We start from the raw sequence: 24,407 nt of genomic DNA, 5'->3' as shown, positions 1-24,407 counted from the left end.
TTCCAGATGCCGGGGTGGAGGGGGCAGGATGAACAGGTTGGCGGCACTGAGTGCCTCCAATAGGCCCAATGGTCGACCCCGAGTGCACTCTCCTGCGCCAAATGGGGGATGGTAGAGACAGTCAGGGCAACCTCGAAGAAGAGGCACAACGTCGGTGAGGGATGACGTGAGCGACAACTCTGTAGTACTGCGGTACGGCGACGGCGAGTACACCTACCCGGTGATCGACAGCACCGTCGGCGACAAGGGCTTCGACATCGGGAAGCTCCGCGCCCAGACCGGTCTGGTGACGCTGGACAGCGGTTACGGGAACACCGCCGCCTATAAATCCGCCATCACCTACCTCGACGGTGAGCAGGGCATCCTCCGGTACCGCGGCTACCCGATCGAGCAGCTGGCCGAGCGCTCCACCTTCGTGGAGGTCGCCTACCTGCTGATCAACGGCGAGCTGCCTACCGTCGACGAGCTCACCGTGTTCAAGAACGACATCACGCAGCACACCCTGCTGCACGAGGACGTCAAGAACTTCTACAAGGGCTTCCCGCGCGACGCCCACCCGATGGCGATGCTGTCGTCGGTCGTCTCGGCGCTGTCCACCTTCTACCAGGACAGCCACAACCCGTTCGACGAGAAGCAGCGCAACCTCTCCACGATCCGGCTGCTCGCCAAGCTTCCGACGATCGCGGCGTACGCGTACAAGAAGTCGATCGGCCACCCGTTCGTCTACCCGCGCAACGACCTCGGCTACGTCGAGAACTTCCTGCGCATGACCTTCTCGGTCCCCGCCCAGGAGTACGACCTCGACCCGGTCGTCGTCTCCGCGCTCGACAAGCTGCTGATCCTGCACGCGGACCACGAGCAGAACTGCTCCACGTCCACGGTCCGCCTGGTCGGCTCCTCGCAGGCCAACATGTTCGCCTCGATCTCGGCCGGCATCAACGCGCTGTGGGGCCCGCTGCACGGCGGTGCCAACCAGTCGGTCCTGGAGATGCTGGAAGGCATCCAGGCCAACGGCGGCGATGTCGACTCCTTCATCCGCAAGGTGAAGAACAAGGAGGACGGCGTCCGCCTGATGGGCTTCGGCCACCGGGTGTACAAGTCCTTCGACCCGCGCGCGAAGATCATCAAGGCGGCGGCGCACGACGTCCTCTCGGCCCTCGGCAAGTCCGACGAGCTGCTGGACATCGCGCTGAAGCTCGAAGAGCACGCGCTGTCGGACGACTACTTCGTCTCGCGCAACCTCTACCCGAACGTCGACTTCTACACCGGCCTGATCTACCGGGCGATGGGCTTCCCGACCGAGATGTTCACGGTCCTGTTCGCCCTGGGCCGCCTCCCGGGCTGGATCGCCCAGTGGCACGAGATGATCAAGGAGCCGGGTTCTCGTATCGGCCGCCCGCGCCAGATCTACACGGGTGTCGTCGAGCGCGATTTCGTGCCGGTCGAGGGTCGCTGAAGCACTCCGCCAAGAACTCCGCCAGGAAACTCCGCTGGATCCGCAGGTTGTTCGCTGCGGGTCCGGTGGGGGCTGGTCGCGCAGTTCCCCGCGCCCCTAAAAGCAGCAGTGCCCGGCGTCCATAAGGGAAGGGGCGCCGCAGCGCAGCAACAACTCCGGAGTACTGCACCACTGCAAAACTCCGGACCACGGCAAGGCCGCGCCCTTTCGACCTCCTCGCCTCACGTCGGCGAGTGAGCCGAAGGGGCGCGCCTGTGTCGAGAGGCTGGGGGTCCCCCCTCTGGGGGAGCGCGGAGGCGCGCAGCGCCGAGCACGGTGGGGCTCTCGACACAGGCTTTGGCGCCCCGGAGGCGAACCGAGCTCGAAAAAAGAGGGGAAGAAGGCGCCCTGCCGACGGTCCCCCCACGGGCCGGCGTACAGGGCGCCTTCCCATGTCCCGGTGCGGATTCCCCCCACGGGATCCGGCCGGGCGTCTTTGAGAACCAGCGCCTGAATCGCTGTACTGCGTACTGCCGAAGCTCGATCAAGCTGAGCCTCGTTGAGTAGAACGAGCAAAACTCCTCGTACTACCGGGTGGAGCCAGTGATGTGTGCGATCTGCCGGGACACCGCACGACGGGAGGGCCGCTCAAAGCTCCCCGGTGTACGTGTCCCGGCAACGCATCTCTGAGGAAGTCCCCCAAGACATCCTCAGATGCCAGTTCGCGCCCCCCAAGACGCTTGCTGACATCGTCAACTTAGACCTTCGAACCCCTTCGATGGTTACGTTCACACCACTGTGATCTGCGTCTCTTGCATATGTCCGTTAGATGCGCAAGAGCCCCGATGTCGTGGTCGGGACCCCAGCGTAAGGATGATGCGCGAGCCTTGTGAAGAGCTTATGTGAGGCCGTCGTCCGTCTCTAGGGGGACTCTTACTTCGACTTCCCGTAACTCCCGGTAACTTTGCGGAACTTCAGCGAAATGTCCGAAGTCGCAGGCTGTTGGAGACCACGAACACCGACGAGAAGGCCATGGCGGCCCCCGCGATCATGGGATTCAGCATCCCCGCGGCGGCCAACGGCAGCGCCGCCACGTTGTATCCAAAAGCCCACACGAGATTGCCCTTGATGGTGCTGAGCGTCTTCCGGGACAGCCGGATCGCGTCCGCGGCCACCCGCAGATCCCCGCGCACGAGTGTCAGATCGCTCGCCTCGATCGCTGCGTCCGTCCCGGTGCCCATCGCGAGCCCGAGATCGGCGGTGGCGAGCGCGGCGGCGTCGTTCACGCCGTCGCCGACCATGGCGACGCTCCGCCCCTCGCCCTGTAGCCGTCGTACGACAGCGACCTTGTCCTCGGGCAGCACCTCGGCGATGACGTCCCCGGGGTCGATCCCGACGGCGGCGGCCACGGAATCGGCCACCGCGCGGTTGTCGCCGGTCAGCAGCACCGGGGTGAGCCCGAGGGCCCGCAACTGCCGTACGGCCTCGGCGCTGGTGTCCTTGATCGCGTCGGCGACCGCGACGACTCCGCGCGCCTCTCCGTCCCAGCCGACCACCACGGCCGTACGTCCGCCGCTCTCGGCCTCGGACCTGGCGCGGGCCAACTCCTCCGGCAGATCGTCGAAGAGGCGCCCTACGGCCACCTCGTGGCCCTCCACGCGCCCGCGTACGCCGCGTCCGGGCACGTTCTCGAAGTGCTCGGCGGACGGCAGTGGTCCGACCCGCTCCTCCGCGCCCGCCGCGACGGCCCGCGCGACGGGGTGCTCGGAGGCGTGCTCCAGGGCGCCCGCCAGCCGCAGCAGCTCCCGCTCGTCGGTGCCGTCGGCGACGTAGACCTCCTGGAGGGTCATGCGGCCGGTGGTGATCGTGCCGGTCTTGTCGAGTACGACCGTGTCGACGCGGCGGGTGGACTCCAGGACCTCGGGGCCCTTGATCAGGATGCCGAGCTGGGCGCCGCGGCCGGTGCCGACCATGAGGGCGGTCGGGGTGGCCAGGCCCAGCGCGCACGGGCAGGCGATGATCAGCACGGCGACGGCCGCGGTGAACGCGGCGGCCACGTCACCCGTGACTCCGAGCCACACCCCGAACGTGCCGACCGCGATCAGCAGCACCACCGGCACGAAGATCCCGGAGATCCGGTCCGCGAGCCGCTGCACCTCGGCCTTGCCGTTCTGCGCGTCCTCCACCAGCCGCGCCATGCGGGCGAGTTGGGTGTCCGACCCGACACGGCTCGCCGCTACGACGAGCCGCCCGCCGGCGTTCACGGTCGCGCCGGTGACCGTGTCACCCGGTGCCACGTCCACCGGTACCGACTCGCCGGTCAGCATCGACGCGTCGACCGCCGAGGCGCCCTCGACGACGGTGCCGTCGGTCGCGATCTTCTCCCCGGGCCGTACGACGAAACGGTCGCCGACCGCCAACGCGCCGACCGGGACCCGCACTTCACGCCCGTCCCGCAGTACGGCGACGTCCTTGGCGCCCAGTTGCATGAGCGCGCGCAGGGCAGCGCCCGCACGGCGCTTCGAGCGGGCCTCCAGATAGCGGCCCAGCAGGATCAACGCGACGACTCCGGCGGCCACTTCGAGGTAGATCGTCGAGGCGCCGTCCGTACGCGAGACGGTGAGGCGGAACTCGTCGTGCATGCCGGCCATGCCCGCGTCGCCGAAGAACAGCGCCCACAGCGACCAGCCGAACGCGGCCAGCGTGCCGACCGAGACGAGGGTGTCCATGGTGGCGGCGCCGTGCCGGGCGTTGGTGAACGCGGCCCTGTGGAACGGCAGTCCGCCCCAGACGACGACGGGCGCGGCGAGGGTGAGCGCGAGCCACTGCCAGTTGTCGAACTGCAGGGCCGGGATCATCGAGAGCAGCACGACGGGCACGGCGAGCAGGGCGGAGACGGTCAACCGCTCCCGCAGCGAGGCGAGTTCGGGATCGGCCTCGGGAGTGGACGGCGTCTCGGGCTGCGGCGGCGCGGGTTCCTCGGCGGTGTACCCGGTCTTCACCACGGTCGCGATCAGATCGGCGACCTGGATGCCCGCCGGATAGCTGACCTTCGCCTTCTCGGTCGCGTAGTTGACCGTGGCGCTGACGCCGTCCATGCGGTTGAGCTTCTTCTCGACGCGGGCCGCGCAGGAGGCGCAGGTCATCCCGCCGATGAGCAACTCGACCTCGGCGGCGGCGGATTCAGGGTCCGCGGCTATGGGTGTCTCCGCGGTGGTGGGTGTCGCTGTGGTGGTGCTGGTCATGTCCGGACTCCAGACATCGGACCGGACCGCGCGGAGCCAGTATCAGCTGGTCGGCACGGCCCGGTCGGAAAACAGAAGCGTCCTACTAGAAGCGTCCTGCTGATGAAGACGGGTGCTGGCCGGTGCTGTTCAGGCCTGGCCGACGAGCTCGAAGCCCGCCTCGTCGACGGCCGCGCGGACCGCCTCGTCGTCGAGCGGGGCGGCGGATACGACGGTGACCTCGCCGGTCGACGCGACGGCCTTCACCGAGCTGACACCGGGCAGCCCGGAGATCTCGCCGGAGACGGAGCCCTCACAGTGTCCGCAGCTCATCCCGCTCACCTTGTAGACGGTGGTGACGGAACCCTGGGTGTCGGTCTGGGCGGTCATGTCGTTCTCCTCGTGGAGGCGTGTGGAGGCAGATGGGGGTCATGGGCGCGGAGTGGCCCACGGTGACTCACTGTGCATTCGACACTATACCCCTAGGGGGTATTTCTCCAAGAGGGGTCGCGACGGGCCAGCGACCGCACCCAGGCGATGCCGAGCAGGGCCACGAGCACCATTCCGCCCACCGAGAACATCGTGAAGAGATGCTCCTGCTGGTCGGTCGGCCTCGGGATGTACCCCTGGGCGAACAACTGCTTGTCCAGGCCCGTGCCCGACAGCCGGGCCACCAGCCAGATCGCGATCCCGTGCGTCGAGTCCCACAGGGCGTGCAGCAACGAGACGCCGAGATACGTGCCGACGACCGGGGCGGTGAACCGGAAGCGCCCGTTCAACTGCCGGTACGTGAGTAGGACGCCACCCGCGATCGCTGTCCACAGCCCGTGTCCGAAGGGTGCGAGGACCCCCCGCAGGATCTCCGTCTCCAACAGCGCCCGCAGATCGATGCCCTTGGCGGAGACGGCCGCGTTGAAGGCGTACCCGGCGCTCTCCAGAGCCGCGAAGCCGAAGCCGACCGTCGCGCCGAGGATCAGGCCCGCGCGCATCCCGTGCAGCCGGGGCTGCCGGCGCAGCACGAACATCAGCGCCCCCAGCTTCACGGCCTCCTCGATGAGACCGACGCCGACGAACATCCACAAGGAGGGGTGCAGCAGGTAGTACTCCATCACCGAGGCGCCCAGCACCCCGAGCGTGCCGCCGGTCAGGAAGCAGCCCAGGATCACGCTGACGCCCAGGTCGCGCCCGTGCCGTTCGTACGCCCACAGGACGAAGGTCACCGGCACCAGGAAGCTGCCGAGCAGGATCAGCGTCGGCAGCAGGGTGGTGTTCTTCGTCGCGTACGTGACCAGCGCGGTCAGCACCCACAGCGCCAGCCCGCCGCCCAGACAGTGCTTCCAGAGACCGGTACGGATCTGGGGGTACGTCGGCGGCGGCTGCTGCGGCCCGGGGATACGGGCCCGGGGCGCACCGGGCGGCGGAGAGTAGATCACGGCAAATCCCCTCGTACTCCTACAGGGCAGATTTACCGGCACTTTATGGTAGATACGCCTCATGTCGCAGTCCGGGACGCTCATCCTGATCATGGCCATCGCGGTACTGGCCCCCCTGCTGGCCTACGCGATCAGCCGCCTGCTCCCCGTCCCGCTGGTCATCTTCGAGATCGTCCTCGGCATCCTGGTCGGTCCCGACGTACTCGGCTGGGCGGGCGACGGACAGGTCTACGACCGCACGGGCGGCCTGATAACCGCCGCCGCGGTCATCCTCGCGGTGGTGAAACTGACGGGGAGGGCGACGTGGTGGGTGCCGGGTCCATTGCGACGCTTTCACCAACGGTTCGGCTTGAGAGAGGCTGAGACTGAGCGCCCCTTCAGGGGCGCGGGGCTGCGTCAATATGCGGCTCCGCCGCGGGGCGCGCCCAGCCACGACGAACCCGCAGACAAAAACGGCGATGGGAGCCCAAGTGAAAGCGGTGGTGTTCGAGCAATACGGTGACCCCGCCGACGTACGAGACGTACCCGACCCCCACCCCGCAGACCACGGAGTGACCGTCCGGGTCGAAGCCACAGGCCTCTGCCGAAGCGACTGGCACGGCTGGCAAGGCCACGACCCGGACATCACCCTCCCTCACGTCCCGGGCCACGAACTAGCCGGCGTGATCGAGACGGTAGGCACCCGGGTCACCAACTGGCACCCCGGCGACCGAGTCACCGTCCCCTTCGTGTGCGCCTGCGGAACCTGCGGAGCATGCGCGTCCGGCGACCAACAGGTGTGCGAGCGCCAGACCCAACCCGGCTTCACCCACTGGGGTTCCTTCGCCCAGTACGTGTCGCTGAACCACGCCGACGTGAACCTGGTGGCGATGCCGGACGAGATGACCTTCACGACGGCGGCCTCGCTGGGATGCCGGTTCGCGACGGCGTTCCGCGCGGTGGTGCAGCGGGGCCGGGTCGCGCCGGGCGAGTGGGTCGCGGTGCACGGCTGCGGGGGAGTCGGCCTGTCGGCGGTGATGATCGCGGCGGCCGCGGGTGCCAGAGTCGTCGCGGTCGACATCTCACCCCAAGCACTCGCGCTGGCAAGGAAGTTCGGGGCGACGGAGTGCGTGGACGGCACGAGCACCCCGGACACGGCACAGGCGGTACGCGAACTGACGGGCGGCGGCGCCCACTTGTCGCTGGACGCCCTGGGCTCCCCGGCGACCTGCGCCGCCTCGGTGAACGGCCTGCGCCGCCGAGGCCGCCACATCCAGGTCGGCCTCCTCCCCTCCCCGTCCGGCACGACCCCGATCCCCATGGCCCGCGCGATCGGCCTGGAACTCGAACTCCTCGGCAGCCACGGCATGGCGGCCCACACCTACCCACCCATGCTGGAACTGGTCCGAGCGGGAGTGCTCCGCCCCGACCTGCTGACCACCACCACGATCACCCTCGACGAGACACCGGCGGCGCTGGCCGCGATGGGTACGGCGCCGGGAGCGGGGGTGACGGTCATCGAACCGTGGAGTTGAGCGCGGCCACCACGAAGGGGGCAGCCCACGACGAAGAGCGCGGCCCACGACGAGACGAAGAGGGCGGCCCACCATGAAATCGGCCGACGCAGCCCCACGAACGGGTGCTGCTAGCTTCACGTCCGTGATCGTGTACCCGCTGTGGCATGTCGGCCACCAGAACGAAGCCGGTGACGACGGCTCGACAGTGCACGTCGACGAGAGCGGCGTGTTCTGCGACGAGTCCGATGGCGACGACCTGAAGCTGCTCGGCATCTACTCGACTCTTGAACGGGTTGAGGAGCGTGTGCGTCAGGCGCGACTGCTGCCGGGCTTCCGCGACGAACCGGAGTGCTTCCACTTCGACGCCCGAGAGCTCGACGAGGACGACTGGACCGAGGGTTTCGTGCGGGTTCCGCCGGGCGAGTAGGCCCGTGGGCCGAGACCTCGCCCGGCGAGGCCGGGCGGCGAACGCCACCGATCGCCGCCGTGACCTCCGGCCGCCCGCATCCCGCTCCGGGCCGGTCCGTCCACCGACGTGACCGACCCGGCCGGACCCGAGACCGGCTCAGTCGTCCCTACGCCCCCGGTTCCCCGGCCGGGCGGCCACCCACGCCCGGACCGTGTCGGCGTACCAGAACGGCTTGCCGCTCTCCACGTGGTCGGGCGGGGGCAGCAGGCCGTGCTTGCGGTAGGAGCGGACGGTGTCGGGCTGGACGCGGATGTGGGCCGCGATTTCCTTGTACGACCAGAGCCGTCGGTCGGTCATGAGTGCACCTCCCTGCGCGCGCCGCGGCGGCGACCGGGGGCGGCCGTCGGGGGAGCCGTGCGCTGCGCTGGCGATCACAAAGCCTGTGCCCGGTCAACGACACAGAGTGAGGGACGGGAAGCGCCTGTCGACCGGGTGTGACGCAAAACCCGCGTACACGCGATATGTGTGACACGAGGGGGTCTTTTGTGACACAGGTGACGCAAAGGCGCACGCGGGCGCATAGGCGCGGCGCGTTGACTAGAGCGCCCCCGAAGGGGCGCGGGGCTGTGTCGATGTGCGGCTCCGCCGCGTGGGCACGCCCAGCCGCAAGGGACCCGCACCCGACAAAGCGACCTCTCCTGGCCGTCACTATGCAAGCCCTTACCCCTCGCCCACCCCTGTCTCGTCCGAATGTCTGGACAAAACATTGACAGGGCTCGGCCACCGGGACTACAAACCGTGGAGAGCCGAAACGAAGCCGCTCCGCATCCGGTCCTCAGGGGGCCCGGAAACGAGGGCGCGAAGGGAAGTCGATGGCGTACGACCTGATCACCATGGGGCGGCTAGGGGTGGACCTCTATCCGCTGCAGACGGGCGTGCCGCTGCCCCAGGTGACGACCTTCGGGAAGTTCCTCGGCGGCTCCGCGGCGAACGTCGCGGTCGCCGCCGCCCGGCTGGGCCGCGAGGTCGCCCTGATCTCGCGCACCGGCGACGACCCCTTCGGCACCTACCTGCACGAGGCGCTGCGCGACTTCGGCGTGGACGACCGCTGGGTCACCCCGTTCCCCGGACTGCCGACCCCGGTCACCTTCTGCGAGATCTTCCCGCCGGACGACTTCCCGCTGTACTTCTACCGGCAGCCCAAGGCCCCGGACCTGGAGATCGACGCCCACGGCCTCGACCTGGACGCGATCCACGAGGCCCGCATCTTCTGGATCACCGGCACCGGCCTGAGCGAGGAGCCCAGCCGTACGGCCACGCTCGCGGCCCTCGCGCACCGCGCCAAGTCCGGTACGACGGTCTTCGACCTCGACTGGCGGCCCATGTTCTGGAAGGACCCGAGCGAGGCCCGCCCCTTCTACGAAGAGGCCCTGCGCAACACCACCGTCGCCGTCGGCAACCTCGACGAGGTCGAGGTCGCCACCGGCGTACGCGAACCGCACGCCGCCGCCCGCGCGCTCCTGGACGCCGGTGTCGAACTCGCCGTCGTCAAGCAGGGCCCCAAGGGCGTCCTGGCCGTGCACCGCGACGGTACGACCGCCGAGGTACCCCCGCTGCCCGTGACCGTCCTCAACGGACTCGGCGCCGGTGACGCCTTCGGCGGCTCGCTCTGCCACGGCCTGCTGTCCGGCTGGGACCTGGAGAAGATCATGCGGCACGCCAACGCGGCCGGCGCGATCGTCGCCTCCCGCCTGGAGTGCTCCTCCGCGATGCCCACCGTCGCCGAGGTCGAGGGCGCGATCGCCGCCGGAGCGGTCCTGTGAGGGCCGGCCGCGTGGCGGGCGCCGAGCACGAACACGGAGGCGGGGACGGTCTCACCACCGGCCCGTCGGATCCCTCCGGACCCTCGGGGCACGAGAGCGGTACCGGCCCCCGCGTCGACATCTCCGAGCTCGTCCGCGTCCGCTCCCGCCACCCCGAGGCGATCGCCGAGGCCGCCGCCCGGCGCGTCCGGCGCCCGCTGCTCAACGACGCCGGCCGGCTGATGATCGTCGCCGCCGACCACCCGGCCCGCGGCGCGCTCGGCGTCGGCGAGCACAAGTTCGCCATGGCCAACCGCGCCGAACTTCTCGAACGCCTCTGCCTCGCCCTCTCCCGGCCCGGCGTCGACGGCGTCCTCGCGACCGCCGACATCCTCGACGACCTGCTGCTCCTCGGCGCCCTCGACGGCAAGGTCGTCATGGGCTCGATGAACCGCGGCGGGCTGCAAGGCGCGAGCTTCGAACTCGACGACCGCTTCACCGGCCACCGAGCCCAGGACATCGAGCGCCTCAACTTCGACGCGGGCAAGCTGCTCCTGCGCATCGACTACGACGACCCGGGCTCCCTCACCACCCTGGAGTCCACCGCCCGCGCCATCGACGACATGGCCGCGCGTCAACTCCCGCTGTTCGTCGAGCCGTTCATCAGCCGCCGCACCGACGAGGGCAAGCTGAAGAACGACCTCTCCGCCGACGCCGTCATCAAGTCCATCGCCATCTCCTCGGGCCTGGGCGGCACTTCGGCCTACACCTGGCTCAAGCTCCCCGTCACCGAGAACCCGGACGACATGGCCCGGGTCATGGAGACCTCCACCCTCCCCGCCGTCCTTCTCGGCGGCGAGGTCGGCGACGACCAGGACGGCGCCTACGAGAAGTGGCGCGGCGCCCTCCAACTCCCCACCGTGCGCGGCCTGGTGGTCGGCCGCTCGCTGCTCTACCCGGCGGACGGCGACGTCGCCGCCGCCGTGGACACCGCCGTAGGACTGCTGTGAGGGCCGCCTTATGACGACCGCCGAGCCGTACGTCCCCGAGCTGTACGTCCCCAAGGGCTCCGCCGCCAACGCGCAGTACGCCGTGGACATCGACCCCAAGCGGGCCGGCTGGACCCACAGCAGTCTGCGGGTCGTCGAACTGGAGCCGGGCGGGACGCACCACTTCACCACCGGTGACAGCGAGTGGATCGTGCTTCCGCTCAGCGGTGGATGTACCGTGCGAATTGCGGACGAAGAGTTCCAACTCCTGGGCAGGGAAAGCGTGTTCGCCGGAGTCACCGACTTCGCGTACGTGCCCCGCGACGCCCAGGTCAAGATCGCCTCCGGCGCGGGAGGCCGCTTCGCCCTGGCAGGAGCGAAGTGCGAGCGACGACTCCCCGCTCGCTACGGCCCCGCGCCGGAGGTTCCGGTGGAACGACGCGGCGACGGCACCTGCCTTCGCCGCGTCCGCAACTTCGCCTCCGCGGACGCCTTCGCCTGCGACAAGCTGATCGCGGTCGAGGTCATCACGCCCGGCGGCAACTGGTCCTCGTACCCGCCCCACAAGCACGACGAACAACGGCCGGGCGAGGAAGCCGAGTTGGAGGAGATCTACTACTTCGAGATCGACGGCCCGAACGGTTTCGGCTATCAGCGCGTATTCCCCTCCCGTGAGGGCGGATCCGACGTCCTCGCGGAGGTCCGCTCCGGCGACGCCGTGCTCGTGCCCGATGGCTGGCACGGCCCGTCGATCGCCCAGCCGGGTCACGACATGTACTACCTGAACGTCATGGCGGGGCCGGGGGGAACGAGGGAGTGGCGGATCTGCTTCCACCCGGACCACGTTGAAAGCACAGGTGGTTACCGATGACCTCGACGACGAGGCTGACGGTCGCACAGGCACTCGTACGGTTCCTGTCCGTCCAGTACACCGAACGCGACGGCGTACGGCGGCGGTTGATCGACGCGACCTGGGGCATCTTCGGCCACGGCAACGTGGCCGGCCTCGGCCAGGCCCTCATCGAGTACGCCGATGAGATGCCCTACCACCAGGGCCGCAACGAACAGTCCATGGTCCACGCGGCAGTCGGCTACGCGCGTCAGTCGAATCGCCTGTCCGCACACGCCGTTACGACATCGATCGGCCCCGGCGCCACCAACCTCGTCACCGGCGCCGCCCTCGCCACCATCAACCACCTCCCGGTCCTGCTCCTCCCCGGCGACACCTTCGCCGGCCGCCCCGCCGACCCGGTGCTCCAGCAGCTCGAAGTCCCGTATGCGGGCGATGTGTCGGTCAACGACTGTCTGCGCCCGGTGTCGAAGTACTTCGACCGCGTCACCCGCCCGGAAGCACTCATCCCCGCCGCCCTGAACGCCATGCGCGTACTCGCCGACCCCGTCGAGACCGGAGCCGTAACCCTCGCTCTCCCGCAGGACGTTCAGGCCGAGGCGTACGACTGGCCGGACGAGTTCTTCGCCGAACGCACCTGGTACGTAAGGCGACCGGCCGCCGACCCGGCCGAACTCGCCGAAGCGGTAAGGGCAGTTCGCGCGGCCAACCGCCCCCTGATCATCGCGGGCGGCGGAGTTCACCACAGCCGCGCGGAGGCAGCCCTCGCCGAGTTCGCGTCGGCCACCGGCATTCCCGTCGCCTCCACCCAGGCCGGCAAGGGCTCCCTGAACCACGACCACCCCCAGGACGTCGGCGGCATCGGCCACACCGGCACCGCGACCGCCGACGAACTCGCCCGCCTGGCCGACCTGGTGATCGGCATCGGCACCCGCTACACCGACTTCACCACCGGCTCCCACACCCTCTTCGAACGCCCCGGCGTCCGCTTCCTCAACCTCAACATCGGTGCCTACGACGGCCACAAGCTCGCCGGACAGCCGCTGATCGCGGACGCGAGCGCCGGACTCACCGCGCTGGCAAGGGAGTTGGGCCCGGACGCCTACCGGGTCTCCGAGTCCTACATCGCCGAGTACCGCGAGGACAAGGAGCGTTGGGAGCAGCGCGTCGACGCCTGCTACGAGGCGGAGGAACCCGACGTACGCCCGACGCAGCCCCAAGTCCTGGGCGCGCTGGACGAGATCGTCGACGCGTCGGACATCATCGTCAACGCGGCGGGCTCGCTCCCCGGCGATCTCCACAAGCTGTGGCGGACGCGGTCGTTCGACCAGTACCACCTGGAGTACGGCTACTCCTGCATGGGCTACGAGATCCCGGCCGCGATCGGCGTGAAGCTCGCCGCGCCGGACCGGCCGGTGTGGGCGCTGGTCGGCGACGGCACGTATCTGATGATGCCGACGGAGATCGTGACCGCCGTACAAGAAGGCATCGCGATCAAGGTCCTGCTGATACAGAACCACGGGTACGCCTCGATAGGCGGCCTGTCGGAGTCGGTGGGCGGCGAACGCTTCGGCACGGCGTACCGCCACCGTTCGCCTGCCGACGGTTCATACACCGGCGCCCCGCTGCCCGTCGACCTCGCCGCCAACGCGGCCAGCCTCGGCATGCGCGTGCTGCGCGCGAAGACCGTCAGCGACCTGCGCGAGGCACTCGCCGTGGCGCGGGCGGCCGACACTCCCACATGTGTCTACGTGGAGACCGAAACCGCAGACACAGTGTCGGGCGCGCCTCCGGCGCAGGCCTGGTGGGATGTACCTGTGGCCGCGACCGCGACCCGATCGTCCGCGGTCAAGGCACGTGAGCTGTACGAACGGCACGTCTCCACCCGACGCCGCCATCTGTGAAGGAGCATCTGGGCATGACGAAGATCGTCAACCACTGGATCGGCGGCAAGACCGTCGAAGGCGCGTCGGGCACGTACGGGCCGGTCACCGACCCGGCGACCGGCGCGGTCACCACGAAGGTCGCCTTCGCGACCGTCGACGAGGTCGACGCGGCCGTAGCCGCCGCCAAGGACGCCTACGCGACCTGGGGCACCTCGTCCCTCGCCAAGCGCACGACGATCCTGTTCAAGTTCCGCGCGCTGCTGGACGCCAACCGGGACGCGATCGCCGAGCTGATCACCGCCGAGCACGGCAAGGTGCACAGCGACGCGCTGGGCGAGGTCGCGCGCGGCCTGGAGATCGTCGACCTGGCGTGCGGGATCACCGTGCAGCTGAAGGGCGAGCTGTCGACGGAGGTCGCGAGCCGCGTGGACGTCTCGTCGATCCGCCAGCCCCTTGGCGTGGTCGCGGGCATCACGCCGTTCAACTTCCCGGCCATGGTGCCGATGTGGATGTTCCCGATCGCCATCGCGACCGGCAACACCTTCGTCCTCAAGCCGTCCGAGAAGGACCCGTCGGCGTCCCTGAAGATCGCCGAACTGCTGGCGGAGGCCGGCCTCCCCGACGGTGTCTTCAACGTCGTCAACGGCGACAAGGTGGCGGTGGACCGCCTCCTGGAGCACCCGGACGTCAAGGCGGTCTCCTTCGTCGGCTCGACCCCGATCGCCCGCTACATCCACACCACGGCCGCGGCGAACCACAAGCGCGTCCAGGCCCTGGGCGGCGCCAAGAACCACATGCTGGTCCTCCCGGACGCCGACCTCGACGCGGCGGCGGACGCGGCCGTGAGCGCGGCCTACGGCTCGGCGGGCGAGCGCTGCATGGCCATCTCGGCCGTGGTCGCGGTCGGTTCGATCGGCGACGAGCTGGTCGAGAAGATCCGCGAGCGCGCCGAGAAGATCAAGATCGGCCCCGGCAACGACCCCACGAGCGAGATGGGCCCGCTGATCACCGCGGTCCACCGCGACAAGGTCGCGTCCTACGTGACGGGCGCGGCGGCAGAAGGCGCTGAAGTGGTCCTCGACGGCACCGGCTACACGGTCGAGGGCTTCGAGGACGGCCACTGGATCGGCATCTCCCTGCTGGACAAGGTGCCGACGACGGCGAAGGCGTACCAGGACGAGATCTTCGGCCCGGTCCTCTGCGTCCTGCGCGTCGACACGTACGACGAGGGCGTGGCGCTGATCAACAGCTCCCCCTTCGGCAACGGCACCGCGATCTTCACCCGCGACGGCGGCGCCGCCCGCCGCTTCCAGCTGGAGATCGAGGCCGGCATGGTCGGCGTCAACGTCCCGATCCCGGTCCCGGTGGGCTACCACTCGTTCGGTGGCTGGAAGGACTCCCTCTTCGGGGACCACCACATCTACGGCAACGACGGCACGCACTTCTACACCCGCGGCAAGGTCGTCACCACTCGCTGGCCGGACCCGGCCGACGGCCCGTCGGGCGTGGACCTGGGGTTCCCGCGCAACCACTGATCAACACCGAGCAGCACCGAGTGGGGCCGTCCGTATCCCGGACGGCCCCATTTTTTCGCCCACGACGGCTGCGGTTCCCGTAGCGCTCACAGGCGGGACCGGCACTGCGTCCAGGTGCCGAATACGGCACTCCGAACGGACTGGATCAACGAATTCCGTAGGTGAACACCCATTGACGTGATGGTTTCCGTCAATGTTCCATCAGCGCGTGACCGACACCCTCCCCACTGCCGAGGCCGCCGTTTCCGAGGCGACGTCGGACAGCCCCCAGAGTCCGCAGAGCCAGAGCCAGAACCCGCAGCAGCTGAAGCGCTCCATCGGCATCGTTGGCGGCACGCTCCTCACGCTCTCCTGCGTGACACCGGCGTCGACGCTCTTCGTGGTCGTCCCCGACCTGTTCGGCACGCTCGGCACCGCGACGGCCCTCACGATCGCGATCGGCTCGGTCCTCTGCATAGCCGTGGCGTTCTGCTACTCCGAACTGGGCACCCTCATCCCCAGCGCGGGCGGCGAGTACGCGATGGTGTCGACACTGGCGGGAAGGCTCGCGGGCTGGCTGGTCTTCGTCCTGTCCCTCCTGGTCGTGATGATCGTCCCGCCGGTGATAGCGATGGGCACGGCGGACTACTTGGCCCCGATCGCCCACCTGAACCCGTCCATGACCGGCGCCGGAGTGATGCTCCTGGCAACGCTGGCGGGCCTGTTGGACCTACGCGCCAACGCGTGGATCACGGGCATCTTCCTGGTCCTGGAGGTCATAGCGGCAGGAGTCGTAGCGCTGCTCGGCTTCACGCACAGCCAACGAGGCCTGGGCAGCCTGACGTCGATGCAGGTAGCCGGGACAGGCGGCCACACGGACACGGTGACGGCGATGCTGGTGGTCTCGGGCCTGGCGATAGCCCTGTTCGTCACGCAAGGCTTCTCGACGGCGGTCTACCTCTCCGAAGAACTGGAGAACCCGCGCCGCAACGTAGCCCGCACGGTCCTGGCCACCCTCGCGATCTCCACGGTGATCATCCTGGTCCCGGTGGTGGCGATCACGATGGGCGCGAACGACCTCTCGACCCTGACCGGCGGCGACATCGGGTCGATGGTGACAGCCTGGTCCAACTCCGCGGTGGGCACCTTCGTCAGCCTCTGCGTAGCCCTCGCGATCATCAACGCCGGCATCGTCATGGTCATCCAGAACTCCCGAGTCCTCTTCGCCTCGGCCCGGGACAAGGCCTGGCCCCACCCGGTCAACACGCTCTTCTCGAAACTAGGCCGCTTCGGCTCCCCTTGGGTGGCCACCCTCGCGGTAGGCATCCCCGGCGCGATCCTCTGCTTCGTCAACCTCGACACCCTGTACGGCGTGACAGGCGTCTCGGTAACCGCCATGTACCTGCTGGTGGCGGTAGCGGCCCTACTCTCCCGACGAGGCAACCATCGCCACACGCACGCGTGGCGCATGCCGTTGTGGCCCGCAATGCCGATCCTCTTGATCGCAGTCCTGGCCTACATCCTCACCCAGCAGGAGACGACGTACTTGCTGTGGACGGGCGGCATAGTGACGGCGGCAACGCTGTACTGGGCGCTCTATCTCCGCCCACGCAGGGAAACCCGCTGGCTGATCTCAATCCCTGAGGAGGCCTAAGCCCCGAAGGGGCGAGGCCTCCTCAGGGGCGCGGGGAACTGCGCGACCAGCCACGACGAGCCCGCACCCGGCAATCCACAGAAGCCCCCACCCCCGAGGCCGTACACCAAGCGCGGTACACACCTCACCCCCGGCTCACCCCAGAGTCTGCCCCAACTGTCAGAGACGCCCCGTACCGTTGAACGCATGGATCTTCGACTGCCCGGGCTGCAAGGCCTACGACGACTACGACACCCCCGGCGCTGGCTGGCAGCCACCGCAGCCGTCGTCGTGCTCGCCGCCGCCGGCACCTGGACGGCCGCAGCCTCGGACAACACACCCCCGGTCCACCAGACAGACCGGATGATGGCGATCGACGGCGTCACCCTGGACACCTCGTACTTCACAACGGGCGGATCAACGCGCCGCCCCGCAGTCCTCCTTGCCCACGGCTTCGGCGGCAACAAGGACGACGTACGAAAAGAAGCGGAGGATCTGGCCAAGGACGGCTACGCGGTACTGACCTGGTCGGCCCGCGGCTTCGGCAAGTCGACCGGCAAGATCGGCCTGAACGACCCGTCCGGCGAGGTCAAGGACGTATCGAAGCTGATCGACTGGCTGGCGAAGCAACCTGACGTCCAGCTCGACAAGCCGGGCGACCCGCGCGTGGGCATGGCAGGCGGTTCCTACGGCGGGGCCATCTCCCTCCTCGCCGCCGGCTACGACGACCGGGTGGACGCGATCGCCCCGGCGATCACGTACTGGAACCTCGCGGACGCCCTGTTCCCGAACGGCGTCTTCAAGAAGCTCTGGGCCGGCATCTTCATCAACTCCGGTGGCGGCTGCGCCAAGTTCGAGCCCGCGCTGTGCCAGATGTACAACAGGGTCGCCGAGTCCGGAAAGCCCGACGCCGAGGCCCGCGCCCTCCTCGAAGCCCGCTCCCCGTCCGCCGTGGCCCAGCGGATCAACGTCCCGACCCTCCTGCTCCAGGGCCAGACCGACTCCCTCTTCCCGCTCGGCCAGGCCGACGCGGCCGAGAAGGCGATCCGCGCGAACGGCGCCCCGGTCGACGTCGACTGGATCGCCGGCGGCCATGACGGCGGCGACATGGAGACGAGCCGCGTCCAGGCACGCGTGACGTCCTGGTTCGACCGGTACCTGAAGGACGACAAGAACACCGACACCGGCCCGGCGTTCCGCGTCACCCGCACCGGAGGCGTCGACTCCACGGACGGCGCGGCCCAGCTGCGCGGCGCGAGCGGCAGCGCGTACCCCGGCCTGGAGAGCGACCCGCGCACGATCGCCCTGACCGGCCGCCGCGAGCAGTCCTTCACCAACCCGGCAGGCGCCAGCCCACCCGCCATCTCGGCTCTGCCGGGCCTCGGCAGCACCGGCGGCCTGTCCCAACTCTCCTCCCTGGGCATCGGGGTCTCCCTCGACTTCCCCGGCCAGTACGCCGCGTTCGACTCGGCCCCCGTCACCAGGAGCCTCCGCATCACCGGCTCGCCCACGGTCACCGTCCACGTCAAGTCGACGAGCGACGACACCGTCCTCTTCGGCAAGGTCTACGACGTGGGCCCCGGCGGCACCCAACAGGTGCTCCCCTCCCAGCTGGTGACCCCCCTCAGGATCGAGGGCACCAAGTCCGGCAAGGACGTCACGATCACCCTCCCGGCCATCGACTACGACGTCCAGAGCGGCCACCACCTGCGCCTGGTCCTCGCCTCGACGGACCTCGGCTACGCCTCCCCGGCGGCCCCGGCGACGTACACCGTCACCCTGAAGAGCGACCTCAAGGTACCGACGGCCCCCGCCGTCACGACCGCGGCGGCGACGCTCCCGTCCTGGGTCTGGTGGCTCCCGCTGGCAGGCGCGGCGATCGCCGCGGCCCTGCTCCTGACCGGCCGCCGCCGCACCGCCACGGCACCCCCCGCCCCCGAACTGTCCGAAGTCCCGCTCCAGATCACCGACTTGAGCAAGCGGTACGCGAAGTCGGCGGACCGGTACGCGGTACGGGACCTGTCCTTCCGCGTCGAGAAGGGCCAGGTGCTCGGCCTCCTGGGCCCGAACGGCGCGGGCAAGACGACCACCCTGCGGATGCTGATGGGCCTGATCAAGCCGGACGCGGGCGAGATCAGGGTCTTCGGGCACGCGATCCGACCGGGCGCCCCGGTGCTGTCCAGGGTCGGCGCCTTCGTCGAGGGCGCGGGCTTCCTCCCGCACCTCTCCGGCCGCGAGAACCTGGAGCTGTACTGGCAGGCCACGGGACGCCCGCCGGAGGACGCCCACCTGGAGGAGGCCCTGGAGATCGCGGGCCTCGGCGACGCGCTCGCCCGCGCGGTCCGCACCTACTCCCAGGGCATGCGCCAGCGCCTCGCCATCGCCCAGGCCATGCTCGGCCTCCCCGACCTCCTCATCCTCGACGAACCGACCAACGGTCTCGACCCGCCCCAGATCCGCGAGATGCGCGAGGTGATGATCCGCTACGCGGAGGCGGGCCGCACGGTCATCGTCTCCAGCCACCTCCTCGCCGAGGTCGAACAGTCCTGCACCCACCTGGTGGTCATGGACCGAGGCCGCCTCGTCCAGGCGGGCCCGGTCGCCGAGATCATCGGCTCCGGGGACACCCTCCTCGTCGGCCTCGCCTCGGACATCTCCGACCCGCTGGTGGAGAAGATCGCGGCGCTCACGGACGTGGAGTCGGTGGTCCGCGCGGAGGGCGGCCTGCTGGTGCGGCTGGCACCGGGTGGTCAACCGGCGCCAGGTGACGAACCGGTACCGGGTGATGAGCTGGTACCGGGTGATGAGCTGGTGTCCGCCAACTCCCCGACGAACGGGGCGAGTACGGCCGCCGCCACGGCTGCCGCAGTCACCCCGGCTGGTACCGCCACCGAGGGCACGCCGTCCCCACCTCCCACCCAAGGTCCCCACGGCCCAGGCACCGCCGCCCGACTCCTCGTAGAACTCGTCCGCCTGGAAGTCCCCGTCTCCTCGGTCGGCCCGCACCGCCGACTCGAAGACGCCTTCCTCACCCTGATCGGAGGTTCCGCATGAGCACGCTCGCCGAGCCCGTCGAGGTGGCCTCCGGCTACCGGGCCGGCCGCACCCTGCCCCTACGGGTGGAGCTGGTCCGGCAGTTGAAGCGGCGCCGCACGCTGATCATGGGCGGCATCCTCGCCGCGCTGCCCTTCATCCTGGTCGCCGCCTTCGCGATCGGCGGCACCCCGGGCGAGCGCGGCTCCCAGGTGACCCTGATGGACACGGCCACCTCGTCCGGCGCCAACTTCGCCGCGGTGAACCTGTTCGTGTCGGCCGGCTTCCTGCTGGTCGTCCCGGTCGCCCTGTTCTGCGGGGACACGGTCGCCTCGGAGGCCAGCTGGTCCTCCCTGCGCTATCTGCTCGCGGCACCCGTGCCGAGGGCCCGCCTCCTGTGGTCCAAGCTGGTGGTCGGGTTGAGCCTCAGCCTCGCCGCGATGATCCTGCTCCCGCTCGTCGCCCTGGCCGTCGGCACCGCCGCCTACGGCTGGGGTCCGCTGGAGCTGCCCACCGGCGGCGCGATCGGCGCGGGCACGGCCGCCCAACGCCTGCTGGTCGTCGTGGCGTTCATCTTCGTGTCCCAACTGGTCACCGCCGGGCTCGCGTTCTGGCTCTCGACGAAGACCGACGCCCCCCTCGGCGCGGTCGGCGGCGCGGTCGGCCTGACCATCGTCGGCAACGTCCTGGACGCCGTCACGGCCCTCGGCCACTGGCGCGACTTCCTGCCCGCACACTGGCAGTTCGCCTGGGCGGACGCCGTACAACCCCATCCCGAGTGGTCCGGCATGATCCAGGGCACGGCGGTCTCCGTTACCTACGCCATCGTCCTGTTCGCCCTGGCCTTCCGGGGTTTCGCCCGCAAGGACATCGTGTCCTAGGTCACCGGAGGATCACCCACCGGTCTCGACGGGCCATGATCGCGACCCCTTCGAGACGCTTCCGCAACTCCCCGTAGCGCACATTCCCGCCCCCTCCGCCGTCACAGTCGCAAGAAGTCGACGTCAACGGACCGAGGGGGCACGGGAGATGGAGACCAACCGAACACGACCGAGCAGGTTGCCGGGGGAGCGGTCACACCACCGCACCCGGCGACTGCGCACCACCCTGCTCGCCCTCGCCGCCGCGGGCGGCCTACTGCTCACGGGCTGCGGCGCGGGCGGCGGCGGCAGCAACTCCAGCAACTCGGACGCGTCGAACCGCACCGGCTTCCCGGCCCCGGCGGTCCCCTCGGGCGGCGAACAGAACGACGGCCAGAGCTCGGACGCGGACCAGGACGGCGAACAGACAAGCACCCCCGCCGACAAGATCGCCCCGTCCCCCGACTACCTCTCCACCTTCGCCCTCGACGTCGACACCGCGTCCTACGGCTACGCCCGCCGCGTCCTGGCCGACGGCGAACGCCCCGACCCGTCCACGATCCGCCCCGAGGAGTTCGTCAACAGCTTCCGCCAGGACTACGACCGCCCCGACGGCAACGGCTTCACGGTCACCGTCGACGGCGCCCGCACCGACAGCTCCAACTGGTCCCTCGTCCGCGTGGGCCTCGCCACCCGCACCGCCGACTCCACCGACGAACGCCCGCCCGCCGCCCTGACGTTCGTCATCGACGTCTCCGGTTCCATGGCCGAGACGGGCCGCCTGGACCTCGCCAAGAAGTCCCTCGACGAGATGACCGACCGGCTCCGCGATGACGACTCGGTCGCGCTCGTCACCTTCAGCGACGAGGCCGAGACCGTCCTCCCGATGACCCGCCTCGACGGCCACCGCGGCCAAGTCCACGACGCCATCGACGAGTTGGAGACCCAGTCCTCGACCAACCTCGGCGCGGGCGTCCAGACCGGCTACGCCACCGCCGGCGAGGGCCTGCGCAAGGGCGCCACCAACCGCGTCGTCCTCATCTCCGACGGCCTCGCCAACACCGGTGACACCAACGCCGATTCGATCCTCGAACGCATCGCGAACGAACGCCGCGACCACGGCATCACCCTCTTCGGCGTCGGAGTCGGCAGCGACTACGGCGACGCCCTGATGGAGAAACTCGCCGACAAGGGCGACGGCCACACCGCGTACGTCTCGGACGACGCCGACGCCCGCAAGGTCTTCGTCGACCAACTCCCGCAGAACATCGACCTCACCGCCCGCGACGCCAAGGCCCAGGTCGCCTTCGACCCCGAGACGGTCGCCCAGTTCCGCCTCATCGGCTACGAGGACCGCAAGGTCGCCGACGACGACTTCCGCGATGACAACGTCGACGGCGGCGAGATCGGCCCCGGCCACACCGTCACCGCCCTCTACGCCGTCCGCACGAGGCCCGGCGCCGACGGCCACCTCGCCACCGCGAGCGTCCGCTGGCTCGACCCGAACACCCGCGCCCCGCACGAGGATGCGGGCCAACTGGAGACCGGCGCCCTGCACGACTCCCTGAGCAGTGCGTCCCCCCGCTTCCAAGTCACCGCCGTGGCCGCCTACTTCGCCGACACCCTCCGCTCACCCGAGGACAGCGAGGGCACCCTGCCCGGCAACCCGGGCCTCGGCCAACTCGCCTCCCGCGCCCACGCGTTGGCGAAGAAAACGGAGGACGCGGACGTACGGCAACTCGCCGAGGCGATCGACGAGGCGAACCGAATGAACTGAATCCACCGGTACCGCACAGACCCCATTGACCTTCCCCTACTTGCGAGTAAGTTGACGCCCCAGCCACCGTCTCACCGTCGACCGGGAGCAGCTGTCATGGGCGTACGCAAGGACCTGAAGCGGGCGCGGCAACGCACCGACCTCGCGGCCCGCACCCGGGTCGAACTCACCCGGGACGAGCGGGGCGTCGTACGAGAGGCGAGCACTCTGCCGCTCGCCCCGCGTCCGACGACCGGCAGCACCGCCGACCTGCCGTTCACCAACGCGGCGGAGGCCCCCGACACCGTGGTCCTCCGCCGCGAACGGGCCGGCACCTGGCACCCCGTCACCGCTACCGCCTTCGCCCGCGAAGTCACCACCACCGCAAAGGGATTGATAGCCGCAGGCCTCGAACCGGGCGGCCGGGTCGCGGTCATGTCCCGTACCCGCTACGAGTGGACGGTCCTCGACTTCGCGATCTGGGCGGCCGGCGGCCAGACGGTACCGATCTACGCGACCTCGTCGGCGGACCAGGTGGAGTGGATCGTCCGGGACTCGGGCGCCCGCTTCGTCGTCACGGAGACCGCGGAGAACACCGACACGGTCACCACCGGTACGGCCCGCCACCCCCAACCCCCGCGCGTCTGGCAGCTGGACGCCGGAGCCATGGCCGAACTCACCACCCTGGGCGAGGAGTTGCCCGACGACGAGATCACCAAGCGCCGAGCCTCCCTGACCCCGGACACGATCGCGACGATCTGCTACACCTCCGGCACCACCGGCCGCCCCAAGGGCTGCGTCCTCACCCACGCCAACCTGCACGCCGAGGCCGCCAACATGGTCGAGCTGCTGCACCCCCTCTTCACGGAGGTCACCGGCCAGGTCGCCTCGACGCTCCTGTTCCTCCCCCTCGCGCACATCATGGGCCGCACCCTCCAGATCGCCTGCCTGATGGCCCGCATCGAGATCGGCCACTGCCCGAGCATCAAGCCCGACGAACTCCGCCCGGCACTACGGGAGTTCAGGCCCACGTTCCTGGTCGGCGTGCCGTACCTCTTCGAGAAGATCCACGACGCCGGCCGCGCGACCGCCGAGAAGATGGGCCGCGCCGCCTCCTTCGACCGCGCCGACCGCATCGCGATCCGCTTCGGCGAGGCGTATCTGAACAAGTTCCTCGGCACGGGCAAGGGCCCCGGCCCCGCCCTCTACGCCGCCTGGGCCCTCTACGACCTGCTGGTCTACCGCCGTATCCGCAAGGAACTCGGCGGCCGCCTGCGCTACGCGATCAGCGGCGGCTCCCCGCTCGACCGCGACCTCAACCTCTTCTTCTCCGCCGCCGGAATCATCATCTACGAGGGCTACGGCCTCACCGAGACCACAGCCGCCGCCACCGTCGTCCCACCCCTGCGGCCCCGCCCCGGCACGGTCGGCCTCCCGGTGCCCGGCACCACGATCCGCATCGCCGACGACGGCGAGGTGCTCATCAAGGGCGGAGTGGTCTTCGGCGCGTACTGGAACAACCCGGCGGCCACCGACGCCGTACTGAAGGACGACTGGTTCGCGACCGGCGACCTCGGCGCCCTCGACGAGGACGGCTATCTCACCATCACCGGCCGCAAGAAGGACATCCTCGTCACCAACGGCGGCAAGAACGTCTCCCCGGCCGTCCTGGAGGACCGCCTGCGCAGCCGCGCCCCGGTCGGCCAGTGCCTGGTCGTCGGCGACAACCGCCCCTTCGTCGCCGCCCTGATCACCCTCGACCCCGAGGCCCTCGCCCACTGGCTCGCGGTCCGCAAACTCCCCGCGGACACCCCGCTCGCCGACCTCGTCGAGGACCCCCGCCTGCGCGCCGACGTCCAGAAAGCCGTCGACCACGCCAACGAGGCCGTCTCCCGCGCCGAGTCGATCCGCGCCTTCGCCCTGATCGAGGGCGAGTTCACCGAGGACAACGGCCTCCTCACCCCGTCCCTGAAACTCAAACGGCACGTGGTGACGGCGGCGTACGCGGAGGACATCGAGGCCCTGTACGCGAAGTCGAAACGGCCGTAACACGCAGAGCGGGCCGCCGAATTGCTCGGCGGCCCGCT

At 69.7% G+C, this 24,407-nt stretch carries 17 protein-coding genes and 1 pseudogene; 14 read left to right on the top strand and 4 right to left on the bottom strand.

Features of this window, described 5'->3' with window-relative positions; all coding sequences use genetic code 11:
• Positions 1-166: 166 nt before the first annotated feature.
• A complete protein-coding gene (locus OG588_RS17645) occupies positions 167-1,456 on the top strand; it encodes a citrate synthase (protein WP_033287238.1) in 1,290 nt (429 codons plus the stop codon).
• Positions 1,457-2,409: 953 nt separating this feature from the next.
• Here the strand turns inward: OG588_RS17645 and OG588_RS17640 are convergent.
• From OG588_RS17640 to OG588_RS17630, 3 genes are all read right to left on the bottom strand, one after another.
• A complete protein-coding gene (locus tag OG588_RS17640) occupies positions 2,410-4,680 on the bottom strand; it encodes a heavy metal translocating P-type ATPase (protein ID WP_405948127.1) in 2,271 nt (756 codons plus the stop codon).
• A gap of 129 nt (positions 4,681-4,809) precedes the next feature.
• Positions 4,810-5,049 carry a heavy-metal-associated domain-containing protein gene (locus tag OG588_RS17635; protein ID WP_019056516.1) on the bottom strand — a complete coding sequence of 80 codons (240 nt, stop codon included), beginning with the start codon at positions 5,047-5,049 and terminating at the stop codon, positions 4,810-4,812.
• 92 nt (positions 5,050-5,141) lie between these two features.
• Positions 5,142-6,092 (bottom strand): PrsW family intramembrane metalloprotease, encoded by a 951-nt coding sequence (locus OG588_RS17630; protein WP_405948126.1) that lies wholly within the window; start codon positions 6,090-6,092, stop codon positions 5,142-5,144.
• Positions 6,093-6,153: 61 nt separating this feature from the next.
• Between OG588_RS17630 and OG588_RS17625 the strand changes: the two are divergent.
• From OG588_RS17625 to OG588_RS17615, 3 genes and pseudogenes are all read left to right on the top strand, one after another.
• Positions 6,154-6,369, top strand: a pseudogene (locus OG588_RS17625) (cation:proton antiporter); the annotation flags it as partial.
• Between the two features lie 193 nt (positions 6,370-6,562).
• Positions 6,563-7,606: a zinc-dependent alcohol dehydrogenase family protein gene (locus OG588_RS17620; protein WP_405953147.1), complete on the top strand. Its 1,044-nt coding sequence runs from the start codon at positions 6,563-6,565 to the stop codon at positions 7,604-7,606.
• A gap of 124 nt (positions 7,607-7,730) precedes the next feature.
• Entirely contained in the window at positions 7,731-8,015 is a 285-nt protein-coding gene (locus tag OG588_RS17615; protein WP_366091410.1) for a hypothetical protein, read from the top strand.
• Positions 8,016-8,153: 138 nt separating this feature from the next.
• Here OG588_RS17615 and OG588_RS17610 read toward each other — a convergent pair whose 3' ends face one another.
• Complete coding sequence (locus OG588_RS17610) at positions 8,154-8,354, bottom strand: AlpA family transcriptional regulator (RefSeq protein ID WP_019056510.1); 201 nt, start codon at positions 8,352-8,354, stop codon at positions 8,154-8,156.
• 515 nt (positions 8,355-8,869) lie between these two features.
• Between OG588_RS17610 and iolC the strand changes: the two genes are divergently transcribed.
• From iolC to OG588_RS17560, 10 genes are all read left to right on the top strand, one after another.
• Positions 8,870-9,820, top strand: coding sequence for a 5-dehydro-2-deoxygluconokinase (gene iolC, locus OG588_RS17605; RefSeq protein ID WP_405948125.1), 951 nt, complete (start codon positions 8,870-8,872; stop codon positions 9,818-9,820).
• Between the two features lie 119 nt (positions 9,821-9,939).
• Positions 9,940-10,809 carry a deoxyribose-phosphate aldolase gene (locus tag OG588_RS17600; RefSeq protein WP_405953146.1) on the top strand — a complete coding sequence of 290 codons (870 nt, stop codon included), beginning with the start codon at positions 9,940-9,942 and terminating at the stop codon, positions 10,807-10,809.
• Between the two features lie 10 nt (positions 10,810-10,819).
• A complete protein-coding gene (iolB, locus tag OG588_RS17595) occupies positions 10,820-11,659 on the top strand; it encodes a 5-deoxy-glucuronate isomerase (RefSeq protein WP_405948124.1) in 840 nt (279 codons plus the stop codon).
• On the top strand, positions 11,656-13,542 hold the full coding sequence (iolD, locus tag OG588_RS17590; protein WP_405948123.1) for a 3D-(3,5/4)-trihydroxycyclohexane-1,2-dione acylhydrolase (decyclizing): 1,887 nt from the start codon (positions 11,656-11,658) through the stop codon (positions 13,540-13,542). Before iolB ends, iolD begins: the two co-directional genes overlap by 4 nt.
• Before the next feature lie 14 nt (positions 13,543-13,556).
• Positions 13,557-15,059 carry a CoA-acylating methylmalonate-semialdehyde dehydrogenase gene (mmsA, locus tag OG588_RS17585; RefSeq protein ID WP_033284526.1) on the top strand — a complete coding sequence of 501 codons (1,503 nt, stop codon included), beginning with the start codon at positions 13,557-13,559 and terminating at the stop codon, positions 15,057-15,059.
• A gap of 208 nt (positions 15,060-15,267) precedes the next feature.
• Positions 15,268-16,692, top strand: a complete 1,425-nt coding sequence (locus tag OG588_RS17580; protein WP_405948122.1) for an APC family permease — start codon at positions 15,268-15,270, stop codon at positions 16,690-16,692.
• Positions 16,693-16,878: 186 nt separating this feature from the next.
• Positions 16,879-19,725, top strand: a complete 2,847-nt coding sequence (locus OG588_RS17575) for a CocE/NonD family hydrolase (RefSeq protein ID WP_405948121.1) — start codon at positions 16,879-16,881, stop codon at positions 19,723-19,725.
• Positions 19,722-20,585 carry an ABC transporter permease gene (locus tag OG588_RS17570; RefSeq protein ID WP_019056502.1) on the top strand — a complete coding sequence of 288 codons (864 nt, stop codon included), beginning with the start codon at positions 19,722-19,724 and terminating at the stop codon, positions 20,583-20,585. Before OG588_RS17575 ends, OG588_RS17570 begins: the two co-directional genes overlap by 4 nt.
• Positions 20,586-20,733: 148 nt before the next feature.
• Positions 20,734-22,341 (top strand): von Willebrand factor type A domain-containing protein, encoded by a 1,608-nt coding sequence (locus tag OG588_RS17565; RefSeq protein WP_405948120.1) that lies wholly within the window; start codon positions 20,734-20,736, stop codon positions 22,339-22,341.
• A 96-nt stretch (positions 22,342-22,437) separates the two neighbouring features.
• A complete protein-coding gene (locus tag OG588_RS17560) occupies positions 22,438-24,369 on the top strand; it encodes an AMP-dependent synthetase/ligase (RefSeq protein ID WP_405948119.1) in 1,932 nt (643 codons plus the stop codon).
• The last annotated feature ends 38 nt before the right edge of the window (positions 24,370-24,407 follow it).

Source organism: Streptomyces prunicolor (assembly GCF_045162825.1).
GTDB lineage: Bacteria > Actinomycetota > Actinomycetes > Streptomycetales > Streptomycetaceae > Streptomyces > Streptomyces prunicolor.
This window is presented reverse-complemented; position numbering and strand designations above follow the sequence as displayed.